This window comes from Luteibacter sp. 9135 (assembly GCF_000745005.1).
In the GTDB taxonomy this organism is placed as follows: domain Bacteria; phylum Pseudomonadota; class Gammaproteobacteria; order Xanthomonadales; family Rhodanobacteraceae; genus Luteibacter.
This window is the reverse complement of sequence record NZ_JQNB01000001.1, coordinates 3505138-3520888: the sequence shown is the minus strand read 5'-3', so window position 1 is coordinate 3520888 and position 15751 is coordinate 3505138. Positions and strand designations below refer to the sequence as shown.

The 15751-nt window shown below is 66.1% G+C and carries 13 protein-coding genes; 4 read left to right on the top strand and 9 right to left on the bottom strand.

What is annotated here, in order from left to right:
- Nucleotides 1-13 precede the first annotated feature (13 nt).
- Nucleotides 14-1132: a hypothetical protein gene (locus FA89_RS14855; protein ID WP_240003910.1), complete on the bottom strand. Its 1119-nt coding sequence runs from the start codon at nt 1130-1132 to the stop codon at nt 14-16.
- A 55-nt stretch (nt 1133-1187) separates the two neighbouring features.
- Complete coding sequence (locus FA89_RS14850) at nt 1188-1520, bottom strand: hypothetical protein (protein WP_036141672.1); 333 nt, start codon at nt 1518-1520, stop codon at nt 1188-1190.
- A 177-nt stretch (nt 1521-1697) separates the two neighbouring features.
- On the opposite strand from FA89_RS14850, the gene FA89_RS14845 reads away from it, so the two are divergent.
- The gene (locus FA89_RS14845; protein WP_036141670.1) at nt 1698-2924 is read left to right on the top strand and encodes an HD-GYP domain-containing protein; all 1227 of its coding nucleotides are present in this window, start codon (nt 1698-1700) and stop codon (nt 2922-2924) included.
- On the opposite strand, the gene FA89_RS14840 is transcribed toward FA89_RS14845, so the two are convergent.
- Nucleotides 2921-3517, bottom strand: a complete 597-nt coding sequence (locus FA89_RS14840; protein ID WP_036141669.1) for an NUDIX domain-containing protein — start codon at nt 3515-3517, stop codon at nt 2921-2923. The two genes, FA89_RS14845 and FA89_RS14840, sit on opposite strands and share 4 nt — an antisense overlap.
- An 81-nt stretch (nt 3518-3598) precedes the next feature.
- Here FA89_RS14840 and FA89_RS14835 point away from each other — a divergent pair, with 81 nt between their 5' ends.
- The gene (locus FA89_RS14835) at nt 3599-4354 is read left to right on the top strand and encodes a DeoR/GlpR family DNA-binding transcription regulator (protein ID WP_036144491.1); all 756 of its coding nucleotides are present in this window, start codon (nt 3599-3601) and stop codon (nt 4352-4354) included.
- 9 nt (nt 4355-4363) lie between these two features.
- Here the strand turns inward: FA89_RS14835 and FA89_RS14830 are convergent, their stop codons facing one another.
- On the bottom strand, nt 4364-4717 hold the full coding sequence (locus FA89_RS14830) for a hypothetical protein (RefSeq protein WP_036141668.1): 354 nt from the start codon (nt 4715-4717) through the stop codon (nt 4364-4366).
- Between the two features lie 171 nt (nt 4718-4888).
- Between FA89_RS14830 and FA89_RS14825 the strand changes: the two genes are divergently transcribed.
- Together FA89_RS14825 and FA89_RS14820 are read left to right on the top strand one after the other, a co-directional pair.
- A complete protein-coding gene (locus FA89_RS14825) occupies nt 4889-6004 on the top strand; it encodes a sensor histidine kinase (protein WP_036141666.1) in 1116 nt (371 codons plus the stop codon).
- Nucleotides 6001-6780: a LytR/AlgR family response regulator transcription factor gene (locus tag FA89_RS14820; protein WP_036141663.1), complete on the top strand. Its 780-nt coding sequence runs from the start codon at nt 6001-6003 to the stop codon at nt 6778-6780. Before FA89_RS14825 ends, FA89_RS14820 begins: the two co-directional genes overlap by 4 nt.
- 97 nt (nt 6781-6877) lie before the next feature.
- Here the strand turns inward: FA89_RS14820 and FA89_RS14815 are convergent, their stop codons facing one another.
- From FA89_RS14815 to FA89_RS14795, 5 genes are all read right to left on the bottom strand, one after another.
- On the bottom strand, nt 6878-9910 hold the full coding sequence (locus FA89_RS14815) for a TonB-dependent receptor (RefSeq protein ID WP_036141660.1): 3033 nt from the start codon (nt 9908-9910) through the stop codon (nt 6878-6880).
- A gap of 357 nt (nt 9911-10267) precedes the next feature.
- Nucleotides 10268-10531 carry a hypothetical protein gene (locus FA89_RS14810; protein ID WP_185754392.1) on the bottom strand — a complete coding sequence of 88 codons (264 nt, stop codon included), beginning with the start codon at nt 10529-10531 and terminating at the stop codon, nt 10268-10270.
- A 196-nt stretch (nt 10532-10727) separates the two neighbouring features.
- Entirely contained in the window at nt 10728-12956 is a 2229-nt protein-coding gene (locus FA89_RS14805; protein ID WP_036141655.1) for a TonB-dependent receptor, read from the bottom strand.
- Between the two features lie 164 nt (nt 12957-13120).
- Nucleotides 13121-14443 (bottom strand): carbohydrate-binding protein, encoded by a 1323-nt coding sequence (locus FA89_RS14800; RefSeq protein ID WP_036141652.1) that lies wholly within the window; start codon nt 14441-14443, stop codon nt 13121-13123.
- 386 nt (nt 14444-14829) lie between these two features.
- On the bottom strand, nt 14830-15699 hold the full coding sequence (locus FA89_RS14795) for a CHAD domain-containing protein (protein ID WP_185754391.1): 870 nt from the start codon (nt 15697-15699) through the stop codon (nt 14830-14832).
- Between the last annotated feature and the right edge of the window lie 52 nt (nt 15700-15751).

The window sequence follows — 15751 nt, the reverse complement described above, 5'->3', positions numbered from 1 at the left end:
TTCGTACGGCGATCTAGAGTCGCAGCAGGGAAATCGCGATCTCGACCACGATGAGGATGACGATCGCGATTTCCAGCAGTTCGGAGCGTCGGCTCGACGCTTCTTCATACAGGGCCGCATAGGTGTCGCGCACGATGGCCAGCTTGCGATCCACCGAAGCACTGAGCGTCGGCACACGAAACAGCGACAGTGCGCTGCTGTATACGCGCGCCAGATAGACGTCCTCGGTGACCTGCAGCGCGTTGTCCACGCGCTCGGTCAGCTCGGTCACCTCGGCCACCAGCGTGTAGAGGCGCCGGGCAAGGTAGGCGAAGCGACGCGAGGCGAGCAGCGAGGCCGCGGTGCGTGCGTTTTCCACCTGGTCGTACATCAGCGGTAGCTCGTCGTCCAGCAATGTGTCGTAGTAACGCAGTTCCACCAGCTGCGCATTGGCCACCTCGATCACATCGGCCACGTCGGTGTCGCGGCGTGGTTCGTAGATGAAGGCGCGGTCCCAGTTGAGCACCACCAGATCGTCGGCGTAGTAGGAAAAGCTGCGCGACAGCAGCTCGCTGCGTGCTGCGCGCGAAAGCGGGCGGGTTTCGCCGGAAAGCACCTGGGTCAGGTCGATCTGGCTGCGCAGCGATTCCGCATCCACCGGCGTGTCGAAGGCATGCACGGTGGCGATGAGGTAATCCTCGTCGATGGCGCTGGTGGCAGGCCGGTCCAGCGAGGGCAGGATGACGTCGCGCACACGGGCCAGCAGGTCGGTCCAGAAGGCCGGGTCGGCCCCGGCGCCGACGCGTGCGTCGAGTGATTCCACGTCGCGCGCGAACACCTCCCACGGATGGTTCTTCACCGCGATGCGCAACGACAGGGCCGCCACCCCGAAATCGTACAGCCGCACCGAGAGCACCGCCGTGGCGTCGCGGTCCGCGAGCGGAAAGGCGATTTCGCCCAGTGCCAGCCACAGCGGCGCAACGCCGAACGACACGGCCTTGGGTGGCGTGGACAGGTGCGAGCGATTGAAGGCCTGGCCCGAGCGTTCGGCCCATAGCCGCTCGGCATGGGCAAGATCGATGCTGTAGGCGATGTCGATCAGGCGCAATGCCGTGAGTTCGCCATCGGCGACGGCCGGCTCGTTGGGATTCACGTGCTTGCCTTGACGGGAAAGACGCAGTGTAGCGCCCGGTTCTTGCCCCCGCGTGTCAGCGGGCGGGATAGCCTTCCGGACCGTTCCGTCTCGCGCGCCCCACCAGTACGAGCCCGACGCGCAGCACGCAGCCCATCGCTGCCAGGCCCAGCACGCTTGCGACCGCCAGCAGCCACAGGTCGAGGCTTTCGACGGGATCGCGTGCCTCGGATGTCGCGCCCAGCGGCGCAATGACATCGAACAGGCGCCACGCCATCCAGGCAAGTACCGGACCCAAGACCGCCGCCGCGCAGGTCGCCTTGCGCGAGGCCGGTGGCGCCAGCGTCGCGACGAAAGCCAGGACCACGGCGACCGAAGCGGTGGTGGCCAACAGTGGCAGGGGGGACATGGCACATCCTCAGGGCATTGACGAAAACTAAGCCGATGCTAAGCATGTGGGATGACATTCGTGTGGTCTTGCGGCAGCTTCTTGCGCCCAATCATGACTTTTGGCCTATTCAGGTCCCTGTGTGCGGTGCCGATAGCCTGCAAACGTGACGGGGGTCACAGTCTTGGGGGCAGGGCGATGGGGACGCGCGGGTCGTCGCTGAGGGAAATTCCGACGGGGAAGCTCCGGCTCGGCATGTTCGTCCATGACGTCGGCGTGTCCTGGGTGTCGCATCCGTTCTGGCGTACGAAGTTCCTGCTCGAGACCGCCGACGACCTGGCGACGCTTCGCGGGCTGGATGTCGCCACGGTCTGGATCGATACGTCCAAGGGGCTGGGCGAACTGGTGACGGCGCCGGCACCCGCCGCCCCGGCTTCGTTGGCGCCGGGGGACGATACGGCGGTGGCAGAACCGGGCGCGCCACTCGCGCCGTCCGTTCCCGATCCTGTCCTTACCGCCCAGGCCTTGTGTGAGCGCGCGCGCGGCGTGGTCGTGCGGATGTTCCAGCAGGCGCGTCTGGGTGGGGGTATCGATGCCACGGCGGCGCGCGAACTGGTCGACGACATGTCGCGGTCGATCGAGTCGCATCCCTCGGCCTTGCTCAGCCTGGTTCGCCTGAAGACGGCTGACGATTACACCTATATGCATTCCGTGGCCGTGGCCGCTCTGATGATCAGCTTCGCCCGGCACCTGCAACTCGACTCGCTTCGCGTGCGGGCGGCGGGCATGGCCGGCCTGTTACACGACGTCGGCAAGTCGCAGGTGCCGCTGGATGTCCTGAACAAGCCGGCCGAACTCAGCGCGACGGAAACCGCGCAGGTACGCCGGCATCCGCAACTGGGCCATCGCCTGCTGGTGAGCCGCGGCGGCGTGGACCCGGAAGCCCTGGACGCGTGCCTGCACCATCATGAGAAGTTCGACGGCACTGGCTACCCGGATGGCCTGGTCGGCGAGCAGATCACCCGCCTGGCGCGCATGACGGCCATCTGCGACGTGTACGACGCGATCACCTCGGACCGGCCGTACAAGCGGGCCTGGGACCCGGCGCATTCGGTACAGCGCATGGCGAGCTGGCACGGCCATTTCGATCCGCGCCTGTTCCGCGCCTTCGTGCGCACCGTGGGTGTTTACCCCATAGGTGCTCTTGTGCGGCTGGAGTCGGGGCGCCTGGCCGTGGTGCTGGACGGCTCGCGCGATGCACTCACCCAGCCGATCGTCCGTGTGTTCTATTCGATCGTCGAAGGCCGCCGGGTGGAGCCATTCGTGCTCGACCTCAGCGAAACCGGCTGCGACGATCGCGTATCGGCCAAGGAAGTGCGCGGCGAATGGTCGGATGCCGAACTGGCCGAGCTCGCCTTGCCCTAGATCGTCGTCGTGCCGAAGATATGCAGGGCGGCGTGCTGCAACAGCATGATCGTCTTCGCATCCACGATCTCGCCGCGGGCGACCATGGCCAGCGCTTCGTCGAATGGCGTTTCGACCACCTCGATGTCTTCACCCTCGGCGGCGATGCCACCGCCGCTGCCGACCTTGGCCGAAGCCTCGTAGGTGGCGACGAAGAAATGCAGTTTCTCGGTGACCGACCCGGGGCTCATGAACGCCTCGAACACCTTGCGCACGTCGTGGATGCGATAGCCGGTTTCTTCCTCCACCTCCAGACGGATGCGTTCCTCAGGCGTGGCGTGGTCGAGCAGCCCGGCAGGTGCCTCGATCAGCAGGTCGGCGTAGCCATTGACGAACGCGGGGAAGCGGAACTGCCGGGTGAGCACCACGGTGCGCGCCCGTTCGTTGTAGAGCAGCACCACCGCGCCGTTGCCGCGGTCGTAGGTTTCGCGTTGCTGGCGCTGCCAGCTGCCGTCGGAGCGACGGAAATCGAACACGGTCTTCTTCAACAGGTACCAGTCGTGCGAGAGCACGTGGCTTTCGACGATCCGTACACGCTCGGCAAGCGGGGGCATGGGCGCTCCTGGGACTCGACAACAAGGAGTGGGTACGGTAACGTGCAGTTTCGTGCAATGTCAATGAAGTTCGTGCAAACCATGCTGACGACCCATCGCAAACGGGCCATCCTCGCCGCCCTCCAGCGGGACGGACAGGTGATCGCCAAGACCCTGAGCGACACCTTCGGCGTGTCCGAGGACACGGTGCGTCGTGACCTGCGGGAACTGGCCGCGGAAGGCCTTCTGCAGCGCGTGCACGGCGGGGCCCTGCCGGCGTCCGCGGCCATGGGCGACTTCGTGCAGAGGCAGGACATCCAGATGGACGTGAAGCGAGCCATCGCCGTCCGCGCTGCCCGCATGATCCTGCCCGGGCACGTCGTGATCCTCGATGGCGGCACGACCTGCGTCGAGATGGCGCGCTCTCTTCCGCCCACGCTGGAGGCCACCGTAGTGACGCATAGTCCCAGCGTCGCCGTGGCCCTGGCCGCACACCCCCGCATCGAGGTGGTGCTGATCGGCGGTCGGCTGTTCAAGCATTCCGTGGTCACCGTCGGCGCCGCCGCCATCGAGGCGATGGCACACATCCGCGCGGACACGTATTTCATGGGCGTCACCGGCGTGCATCCCACCGAGGGCTTCAGCACGGGCGACCTCGAGGAGGCCTATGTGAAGCGTGCGCTCGCGGCACGGGCTGCCGAGGTGGTCGTGCTGGCATCCACCGAAAAACTCGGCGCGGCGTCGCCCTATGTCATCGGCGGCATCGACATGGCCCAGAGTGTGGTAATCGATGACGCCGCGCCGGATACGCTACGCCGCGCACTGGCCCAGGCAGGCGTGGCCGTCGTCGAAGCCTAGGGGCGACGGTCAGCCACGCCGTCCTGCATCCAGGCGCAGGCCGCTGCCCCGGCATACATCGATACCGGGGAACGTCAAGGCGGCCCCGTTGCGAAAGGTCACCCGGAAGTCGCGCAGGCAGTCGCCGGCGGGTAGCCGCACCGTGGCGTCGGTGCGTCCGCCCTGGAGGGGCGGGTCCAGCGGCAGCTCGGCGAAGGCGCCGCTACCCGCCGGCGCGACGTCCAGCGCGGTAGCGGTGTCGAAGGTGGCGTTGACCACGGTGAACAGGCGCGACGCGGAGACGCGAGCGGGCGATTCGACGGCGGCCGCGGGCAGGGCGACGAGGACGATGACGCAGACGAGCGCGATACGGAAGGACGACATGGGGCAGCTCCGGCGTGGTGTTGGCCTGAAGCAGAGCGCTTGCGCGGTCGTTTGCGTAGCGCTGCGGGACGAATCGTCGCCGCGCGCGGACGAATCGTAGCCGGTGCACACCGGCGTTGACGCACGTTGCGCGGCGTCCAAGACTGGGCCCTCTTTTCCGTGGATATCGCCATGAAGGTCCGCCTTGGAACCCTCGACATCGGCCTGGGCCGCTACCTGGGGGTATGGACCGTGGTGGCGGTGGTGTTCGCCGTGCAGCGCTCCATCCACGACGACCTGGACAGTCACGGGTTCGATGCCGTTACCTACCTGCGCTGGTCGCTGATTCAGTGGTACAGCTGGGCGGCGCTGGCGCCGCTGGTCTTCCGCCTCGCCGCGCGTTACCGCTTCGACCCCGCGTCCCGCCTGCGCGGGGTCGGCATCCATGCGCTGGCCAGCATCGTCGTCACCTTCCTGTCCATGCTGATCGGCGCGGTGGCGTCCACGTTCTTCGAGCCCAGCGGCCTGGGTGAGCAGCTGCACCAGTTCACCCGGCACATGGGCACGGGGCTGTTCACCTACTGGGCCTTGCTGGCGATCCAGCAGAGCGTGCAGCTGCATGAGGAAAAAACCCGGCGCGAGATCGAGGCCAGCCGCCTTGCCAGCGAGCTGGCCCAGTCGCGACTGCACGCACTGAAATCGCAGCTACAGCCGCATTTCCTGTTCAACACGCTGCACGCGATCGCCACGCTGTTGCGCGAGGACGCGCTGTCCGCCGAGGACATGCTGATCCGCCTGAGCGACCTGTTGCGGGCGTTCCTCGAAGACCAGGACGGCCAGGAAATCACGCTGCGGCGCGAACTGGTCCTGCTGGATCTCTACCTCGGCATCCAGCAGATGCGCTTCAAGGACCGGTTGTCCACGCGGATCTACGTGCAGCCCGATACGGTGGAGTGCGCGGTACCCAGCCTGATCCTGCAACCCATCGTCGAGAACGCGATCCGCTACGGGATCGGCGAGCAGGTGGGCGACGACCGGGTCGAGGTCGACATCCGGCATGAAGGCGACAGCCTGGTGATCGAGGTGCGCAACCACAACAGCACCCTGGAGCGGACCGGTCCGGATGCACCGGCGTCCGGTCACGGCATCGGCCTGCGCAACACCGCGCTGCGGCTGCGCGAGCTGTATGGCGACGCTGCTGGACTGCGCCTGGACATGATCTGGCCGCGCGGCGTGGCCTGCCGTATCCACTTGCCTTATCGCGACCTGGACGACGCCGACGACATGCCCGAGATCATGCCCGCATGAGCATCGCGACGCTGGTGGTGGACGACGAACCGCTGGCCCGGCATGCGATCGCGCGGTTGCTCCGCGATGATGCCGAGATCGAGATCGTCGGCGAGTGCGGCGACGGTTTGTCTGCCGCGCGTGCCATCCGGGAGCAGTCACCGGACCTGGTGTTCCTCGACATCCAGATGCCGGGCATGACGGGCATGGACGTGGTGGGAACCATCGGCGCATCGCGCATGCCGGCCACCGTCTTCGTCACCGCGTTCGAGCACTATGCCGTGCGCGCGTTCGAGGCGCATGCCGTCGATTATCTGGTGAAGCCGTTCAGTCGCGACCGCTTCGCCGAGACGCTGCGCCGCGCGAAGGCCCGCCTGCACGCGCGCCGGGGCGCGGCCGCGGTGCCGGACATGCAGGATGTGCTGGACGCGCTACGCGAGCGGAAGGATTACCTGCAGCGTCTTCCGGTCCGCGTGGACGAGCACATCACCCTGGTCGATGTCGACGATATCGTCTGGATCAAGGCCTCACGCAACACGGTGCGGCTGCACCTGGCCTCGTGCGAGTACGAAATGCGCGAGACGATGGCCACCCTGGCGGAACGCCTCGACCCGCGGCGGTTCGCCCGTATCCATCGGTCCGCCATCATCAACGTCGCCCGGGTCAGCACCATCCAGCCATGGTTCAACGGCTACCACGTGGTCACGATGGATACCGGCCAGAAGCTGCGCATGAGCCGCTACCAGCAGGCATCGTTCATGCGGCTGGTGTCCCCACGGGGCGACGCCGGCGCCTGACGCAAAAAAGCGCCACCGTTCGGCACGGCGGCGAGGGGGAGACTGCAATGGAAGCCATCCGTGGCCTGTGTCGTTTCTTGTTATGCGTGGTGTGGCGTCAGAAGTCGTACGTGGCCGTGAGGCGCGCGTAGCGGGGCGACTGGTAATAGATGCCGGCGCCATACGTGTTGGACACGGTGAACTTGTCGTCTTCGTAGGTGGAGTCCACGAGCAGCGGCTTGCGCTCGTTGGTCACGTTGAACACCGACAGGCCGAAGGCCAGCTTGTGGTCCGCGAACGACGGGCGGTATTCGACCGCCAGGTCCAGCTGCTTCACCCAGGGCAGGCGCGTGTCGCCCGGGGCGAACAACTTGCCGGCGCACGAGTGATACGCCGAGCCGTATCCGATCGGATCGCTGTCGTCCGGGCCGAAGTAGCCCAGGCACGAGCGCGGCGCGCCGGAGGTGAGCCGCATGGAACCGGAGAACATCCATTCCGGGGTCAGCTGGTAGGAACCGTAGGCCTTGAACTGGTGCGTACGGTCGTTGGCGAGCAAACCGTTGCTGTGGATCATCAGTTCCTTGGAATCCCAGTCCTGGGTCTTGGAGATGTCGTCCTGGCCGATATCCGACTTGACCTGTCCTTCCGTGTTGCCGTAGCTCCTGGAGAACGTGTAGTCGGCGCGGAACGCCCACTTGCCGTCGAACGGGTGCTCCATGTACATGTCCAGCGCGTAGTACTTGCGCTTGGCGCCGGAGGTGAAGCCCCAGTCGTCGGTGGACATGCGCACGCGCGTGCGGCCGTTACCGTCAGCATTGGCCAGGCTGAACGTGTTGGTCTCGCCCGGATTGAAGATGACGCAGCCGGGGATCGTCACGCTGGCCGGGTCGACACCCTCGGTCTGCAGCTTGTCGGCAATCCTGCCGGTGTCGCACACGTCGTCGATGGCGGTCTGCAGCTTGCGGTAGGTCAGCTTCACGCCGCCCACCCACTGGTCGCCCAGCGTCTTGTCGAAGCCGAGGATGGCTTCGTCCTGGTACTGCGACTTCAGGTCGGTGGCGGTGATCGACTTCGGATCGTTGGCCTGGCCGTATTCGCCACCCGACGAGACGGGGCCGGGGCCCAGGGCGGTGAGGCCCGTCGGGTTGCCGACCGGATCGATACCGGTATAGGTGAAGTACTCATCCGTATAGGTCGACGAGGACGCGCCGCGGATCGCCACGCTGTTGGGCAGCGCGAGGTAGTAGCGGCCGAGGTTGCCGTACACCTTCAGCGAAGAGTCGCCGAAGACGTCCCACGACGCGCCCAGGCGCGGCGCCCACTGGTTGCCGCTATCGACATACACCTTGTGGTTGTTGTTGTAGTTCTTGAACTTGTCGTTGCGCAGGCCGAACGTGAGCAGGAACCGGTCCGACACCTGCCACTTGTCTTCCAGGTAATACGCTTTCTGGTCGACCGCCATGCTGGTGATGGTGCTGAATATCTGCTTGTCGACGAAATAACCATCGCCACCCGGCGCGCCCACGCCCAGGCTTTCCGAAATGGCCTGATCCGGTGCACTGGTCTGGCGATAGCGATAGTAGTAACCGGGGCCGGTCGTCGTCTGGCCTTCGTTGTGGCCGTTGAACTTCATGTTGTCGATGCCGCCGGTAAGCCGGTGGTCGCCGACCTGCCATTCGAGGTCCGCGCGCAGGCCGTGCGTCTTGCTGTTCGCGTCGGGTGCGTTCTTGGTCGTGGTGGTGGCGCCGTTCGAGATCGGCGTGCCGCCGTTCGCCGCCGGATCCTGCAGGTCGGGGCGATTGATGAACGGCGTGATGCCGTCATCGCCGGGGTTGTTCACCAGGTCGTCGGTGCGGCTCTTGCCGTAGGTGGCCGAGAACGTGAGGTCGTCGGTGATGTAGCTGGTGTACTTGGCGATCGCGTACTTCGACGCGTCCTTGGTGCTGTTGGGGTACGTGCCGGTGAATGGCCCGGCCTTGCGTGTGGCGTAGTCGTAGTTGTAGTACGCGCCGCTGCGCTCGTCATTGGAACGGATGCCGGTCAACTCAAGGATGTTGGCGTCGTTGATGTTCCAGTCGAGCTTGGCGTAGTACTTCGGCAGGTTATAGGTGTAGTGGTTGTTGGCGATCGGGTTGGCGATCGCGGTGTTGCTGGACGTGCCCTCGGTCTTCTCCGTTTCCGCGGCCACGAAGAGATACAGCTTGTCCTTGATCAGCGGACCACCGACATAACCGCTGACGGTGCGGGTCCACTGCGTATTGCCCTGGCGGTTGCGGTAGATCGAACCGGCCAGCGACGGATCGGTGTAGCTGTAGCCTTCCGGCAATGCGCCATCGGGGAAATACTGACTGCCGAGGGTGGAGCGGGCGAACTTCGGCTCCCACAGCACCTGCGCGCCGAAGTGCCACTCGTTGGTGCCGCGCTTGCCGACCTGGCTGATGACGCCGCCATCGGAGCGGCCGTACATGGCGCTGTAGCCGCCGGTATAGACTTCCTGCTGGTCGATCGCGCCGTAGGGCAGCGACACGCCACCCAGGTTCTTCAGCGGGTCGGAGGTGCTGAAGCCGTTGATGTAATACGCGTTCTCCGACACGCCGGCACCGCCGAACGAAACCACGCGGCCGAAATCGCCCGAGCCCGTGACGACACCGGGCGCCAGCAGCGCGATGGCTTCGGCACTACGGCCCAGCGGCAGGCGGGCCAGCTGCTCGGAGGTGATGACGGTGCGCGAATCCACGGACGACACGTCGATCGCCGGCAGCGCATTGGCCGATACCGTGACCGAGTCCAGGGCCTGGGCGTTGCTGGCCGCGGCGGCACCGGCGAAGGACACCTCCGAGCCGGCACCGACGGTGAGGCCTACATCCTTGCGGGAATCGACGACCTTGCCATCCTGCATCACGTTGACCGTGTAGCTGCCCAGCGGCAGGCTGCCGATGCGGTAGCGGCCATCCTGGCCCACGGTGACTTCGCGGGTGATACCCGTGCTGCCTGATGCCTGCACGGTACTGCCCGGCGTGGCCTGACCGAAGATGGAGCCGGTGGTCGACTGCGCGAAGGCGGTGCCGGCGCTACCGAAGCCTACGGCCAGGGCGACCGCCAGTGCGGTATGGCGCAGCACGCGCGACGAGGTGATGTAGCGTGAAGTCATGGACGAAGCTTCCCCAGATGGGCCCTTGAAGGGCCGGAAATCGACCGAAGGCCGAAACCACCATGACTGCGATGTGGTGCCGCGCATTCCCCCGAACGTGCGGCATCGACAGCATGGCAATGTTGCACCGCGTCACTGAGCGGCTTGGCGCAACATTGGCGTAACAATTGAAAAGGGTCAAGCCAGGGAGCGGCGGAAAATCCGCATGGGTATGGGCACTTGCGCACGAATAACGCGTGAAATGGCCTGTTTGACCTTCATTTCACGCAAATCGGGCGTTTTTCCTACGAATCATTCCTAGAAATTACTCAAATAATTACGACCGCATGTTTATGCGCTGAAGGACGTCGATCCGACTCAACCTTCGCCGAAAGCACGGTCTATCTCCGTGGACACCGCGACCATCGCCGCACCGAACCCCGGCCGCGGTTCGGTGCCGGAGGGCCCAAGGAGGCAGAGCAATACGTTCGCCGCCTCGGCGATGCCGGTAAGGCCTTCGGGCGCCGCGAGGAAGGCGATGCGGCGTGCGCGACGGCGACTCTCGTCGAGGTCGCCGCACACCGCGGCTTCGTTCATGGTGACGGCATCGACGATGATGTCGCCCATGGTGTAGGTCGCCATGTCCTGGTCCTGCTCCATCTTCCCTCTCCCGGTGGCTCGGCCCGCAGCATAACGGCGCGGGCGTCGGCGGGATGTCGATCCTTCCAACGCGGCCCGGGCGGACAGCCGATCTGTGACGATGGTCGCATCGTACGTCAGCGTTCGGACGCCGTGTGCTCCGGAACGGAGAGATTCGGAAAGGTTTCGGCCGAAACGGTTACAGGTCGAAGGAAGCCGATACCAGGAACGTGCGCGGTGCGCCCTGGCTGAGGTATCCGCCGTTGGACGTGGCCCAGTAGCCCTTGTTGGCGAGGTTCTGCACGGTCAGCCGGAAGGTCACCGGCACACCTTCCAGGTGCGTGGTGGTCCGTGCGCCGACGTCGTAGGTGGTCCATGCCGGCAACGTGAGCGTGTTGGCGTTGTCCAGGTACTGCTTGCCGGTCCGCACGGCGCGCGCGCTCAGCGTCACGTCCGGTGTGTTGGGAATATCCCACTCCGCGCCCAGGTTGGCCTGGAAACGTGGCGTGCCGACGGAGTCCTTGCCTTCGTTGATGCCGTCCTGCGTACCGGTCTGCTGGGGCTGGATGTAGTTCGCGCCGCCCAGCAGGCGCAGGCCCGTTACGGGCTCGCCGAAGAAGCTCCACTCCACGCCGCGGTTGCGCTGCTCGCCGTTGACCACATAGGTGTTGCTGGACGGCTCCACATAGGCATTGGGCTGCTTGATCTGGAACAGGGCCAGCGTGCTGCCGAATTCACCGGCGTCCCACTTCACGCCCAGTTCGTTCTGCTTGGACTTGTATGGGGCGAACACCTGGCCCCTATTTGTAACTTCCTTTCCAGCGAACTCGTCCGGGGCCTGGCCACCCTGGGTCAGGGCCTCGATGTGGTTGGCATACACCGACCAATGATCGGCCAGGCGGAAGTTCACGCCGACGACCGGGCTGTTGGCGAACTGGCTGTACTGCGAGTTCTTCACCTCGGTGGCGTAGGCGTAGCCGATCACTTCCAGCTTCTGGCGGCGCGCGCCGAGGGTGACCTGGAGGCGGTCGTCCATGAAGCCGAACGTATCGGACACGGCCAGGCTGCGCAGGATGGTGCGCCCGGTGATGCCTGGATCGCTGATGGGGCCGATGTCGTAGACGAAGTTCGGCACGGGCACGTAGGTGGGGGCGTAGATGTTCGTATCGATCGGATGTGGATCGTTGTTACTGGACGAACTTGCATACGCTGCCTTCTTGCGGAAATTGAGGGCAGAAAAACTGACATTGACACGCTGGCTCACACCATCACCGTCGAACCTGGCGTTGAAGCCGGCTTCCCCGGTAGCGGTGTCCGCGATGTAGGGCACTGTAAAACGTGATTCCGTGGCGCGCCCGCTGCCGTCCAGCAGCGTGGGGCTCACGTAGTCGCCGTACTCGTTGCCGTGATGCGCGCCCGCGGCGACGTAACCCGTCAGCCACGGCGTGAAGTCGTATTCCGCACGCACCACGCCGAAGGTGTCTTCCAGGGACGAGTTGGACCACGGCTGGGCGTAGTTGGTCTTCGCCGAGGGCGCGCGCGGCACATAGGTAAGGCCGCTGGTGTAGACCACCGCGCGGCCGCCCGTGACGACCTGCTTCTGGTAACCCAGGTCGGTGGTGATGCGCAGGTTGTCACCCTGGAAATCGAACGCGACACCCAGCGCGGTGACGCGGCGCTGCTCGCCGTCGATCGCCGTGTTGCCGTCACGATGCACCGCGTTCACGCGCAGGCCGAAGGCATCGTTGCGGCCGAAGCGGCGGCCGATATCCACGCTGCCGCCGGTCTGGCTGTCGCTGCCCCAATCCAGGCCGATGCGGGTGATGGGGGTGGCCTCCGCCCGCTTCGGCGCGATGTTGATGTTGCCGCCGACGGCCGAACCGCCCGGGCTGATGCCGTTGAGGAAGGCGCTGGCGCCCTTGAACACCTCCACGCGGTTGACCAGCTCGGGGGCGAGCAGCTGGCGCGGCAGCATGCCGTACAGGCCGTCGAAGCCGATGTCGTCGCTGGCGACCTGGAAGCCGCGGATGACGAACGTCTGCGAGAAGTTGCCATAGCCGAAACCGGTGCGGACGGACGGATCGTTGGCGACCACGTCGCCCAGCGAACGCGCCTGCTGGTTGCGGATCAGCGTGTCGGTGTAACTGGTCATGTTGAACGGGACGTTCATCAGGTCCTGGTTGCCGAGCACGCCGAAACGGCCACCCTGGGCGACCTGGCCACCGGCATAGGCGGCGGTGGGCGGGGTGACGTTGGCCTTGACCTGCACGCCGGAAAGCGTGGTCGCGTTGTCGGCGTGACGCGCCTGGTCCTCCGTCGCTGCCTCGTCGGTTGCCTGCGCGGTGCCGGCGAGGAGGAGGGCGCCGATGAGGGCGGCGCGAATGGACACGGTGAGGCGGCAAGGCGCCTGAGAAGCGGTGGCGAGCATGAGGATCCCGGAGCGAGGGCGTACGACAAAGGCGAATGGAAATGCGAATCGATCGTATTATGATCGATCCGCGTACCACCCGCCAGTGGCGAGACGCCGCAAAGGGCCGTCCCTGGCCCTGGGCCACCGTTCCGGTCATGCGCCCGGCGCGGTGGCCCCGTTCCTCAGCGGCCTAAGTCACTCAGGAAACGCCGCGTGTATTGCAGCGCGCTGGTGCCCGACACCGAGTTGCATGTGGGCGAAGCATAGCCGCTGTTGTTGCCGTTGGCGCAGGGGGTATCGCGGTCCAGCGACCAGAAGTGCACGCCGGCCAGCTTGTTGGTCGCCGCGTAGGCCGTCACTTCATCGATGTCCTGCAGCGTGAAGGTCTCGCTGGACACGTCGTTGACCCCGATCATCGGCGTCAGCTCGATCTTCGTCAGCGGGATGCCGTAGGTGTGCTGAAGGTTCCTGGCCGCCTGGATGGCCGAAAGGCCCATGTCGCAGCTGCCGCCGCTCACCACGCAGATGGCCGGGCCGGCGGCGCCGTAATCCATGGTCATGAGGTTGATGGTGTAGTGCTGCAGGCCCGAGGCCAGCACGGCACGGACCACGGTATCGCCGGTGTTGTTCAGGCCGCCGTAGCTGCCGTCGGAGGCGGCCAGCGTAGCCAGCGTGAATGAGAAACGCAGGTTGGGGTACAGGCCCTCGGCGTATTTCGCGTTGGCGATCAGCGCACTGAGTTGTGCCGGGGTCTGCCCCGCCTCGATGTCGAAGTCGATGCCGACCAGGTGCGAGGACTGGTAGGTCTGGATGAACTTGGCCATGCCCGCGCTGCTGCCGCAGGTGAACGTGCCGGCCTGTCCGCCGGTGGAGACGACGTAGTTCACCCCGGCGCTGTTCAGGCGCGCGATGTTGGCGCTGGCAAACGCCGCGGCGGGCACACCGCCCCAGTTCTCGCTGCCGCATTCGCCGGTGGCGAAGGCGAGGGTGATCGCGCCCAGGTTGGGTACCTGCGTGGACACCAGGCTACCGCTGCCGACCACGGGGATGCGTGTGCCGGTGACCAGCGTGGACATGATGTTGGTGTTCCAGTCCAGGTTGATCGTGATGTCCTTGTACGGGCTGAACAGCAGGCTGCCCGCGGCCGGCGGCGGGTTGCTCGGCGGCGGATCGCCGGGAGGCGGATTGGTCGGTGGCGTACTGCCGCCACCGCTGCACGAGCCCTGCGATGTCCACGGCTGGCCGGAGCCCGCGGCACCGCTGTGTGTGGCCGGGTCGTCGCCCTGCGTCCACCAGTTCGCGACGTAGTTCGAGCCGTTTTCACTGGCCGTGTTGCCGCCGGTGTACACCGTGCCCGCCTGCCAGGCGGCGGCGCATGTGGTGGCGGCATGCGCGGACTGCAGGGGAACCACGGGAGAAAGGGCGAATGCGATGGCCAGGCCGAGGCTGCCGGTGCAGCCGCCCAGGGCCATGCGCGAACGAACGGGTGATGACGTAAGGAACATGGAGCGCCTCCAGATCGATGGTGTTGCCAAAGGAAGGGGCGCACCGGCCCTCGGCACCGTGCCGTAGCCTTCGTCCCCCGATCGCGTCCCTGCGCGACAGGCCCAACCGCGGTTGGGCAACTCCGGTCTAGTCCGGAATGACAACGTTGTCTATCCGCTTTGTTGCAAGTCGCAGCCGTGCGGACACAGGGTGGGTCCGGGCGGTTTGCCGCGATGCACGGCATTTTTACGGTGCAATCGTTGCGGGGAGGTATGGCGTTCGTGCTGCGCCGCGCCAGCGTCGGCACGGGCTGTCATGTCGGTCGTTGGCTCGTTATGACAACGACGGTCAATCGAACGTGGGGCGTGCGCCCGCGTGCCGTGCGGTCACTTGCCGAAAAACCGCTTTAGGCCGGTGGCGTGACCACGAGCGTCGGTGTATCGACCGGTATCCGGCGCAACTTCAGGGCCCGTGTGGTGGCGGCGACCAGGGCGGGCGCGGTATCCGCGTCCACGAGGGTGCGCAGGATGTCGCGAAGCAGGCGCAGGTCCTGGCGAGCGCCAATGGCATCGGACAGCAGGGACATGTCCTTCGCCAGTGCCTTTTCCCGATCGGCGTGATGGGGCGCCGGCAGGCCGGCAGCCTTGCGTGCCTTGCGCACCAGCTCGAGTTGCATGCGCAGGCGGCGGGCCCGGCGGCGCCAACGGTGGAGGTTGGCCACCGAGGCGGACTTACGCATGCGCTTGCGTGCCCTGGCCACGCGTCGTTCGGAGTGCGCCAGCGCGTGGTCGATCTCTTCCGTGGTCATCGCCTGCCACGGAAGCGCATGCACCTGGCGGGCCAACATCCGGACCTCGCTGCGGCGGCGTTCGAAGCCAGGGTCCTTGGTCAAAGCGGCGGTCAGGCGGCCTTCGCAGCGCAGCGTCAGCAGGTCGACGGCACGGCACCAGGATTCGGGACCGGCTACTGCACAGGCCTCCACATCGACGGCCAGGGAGCCGGCCAAGGAGGTCGCGGTTTCCACGGCCACATGGGCGTCGCGCAAGGGCGACAATCCGACGGCGAGACGGTCGATCGCCTTTTCCAGCGACGGCAGTGCATCGGCGAATGTCGTGGTACCCAGCCGCAGTAGGCTCTTTAGTCGTCGCAGGGATTTACGGGCCTCGTGGATGCCGCGATGGCGGTGTTGCGTGTCGCCCAGGGCACGCAGCGCGCGGCGGCATTCGCGGGACGCGGCGTCGGCGAGGGGCGTGGCAAGCGGGGAGGGCGTTCGCATGGGCGCATTCATACCACGGCCGGGGGCCTTCACATGCTGCCGCCCGCATTGA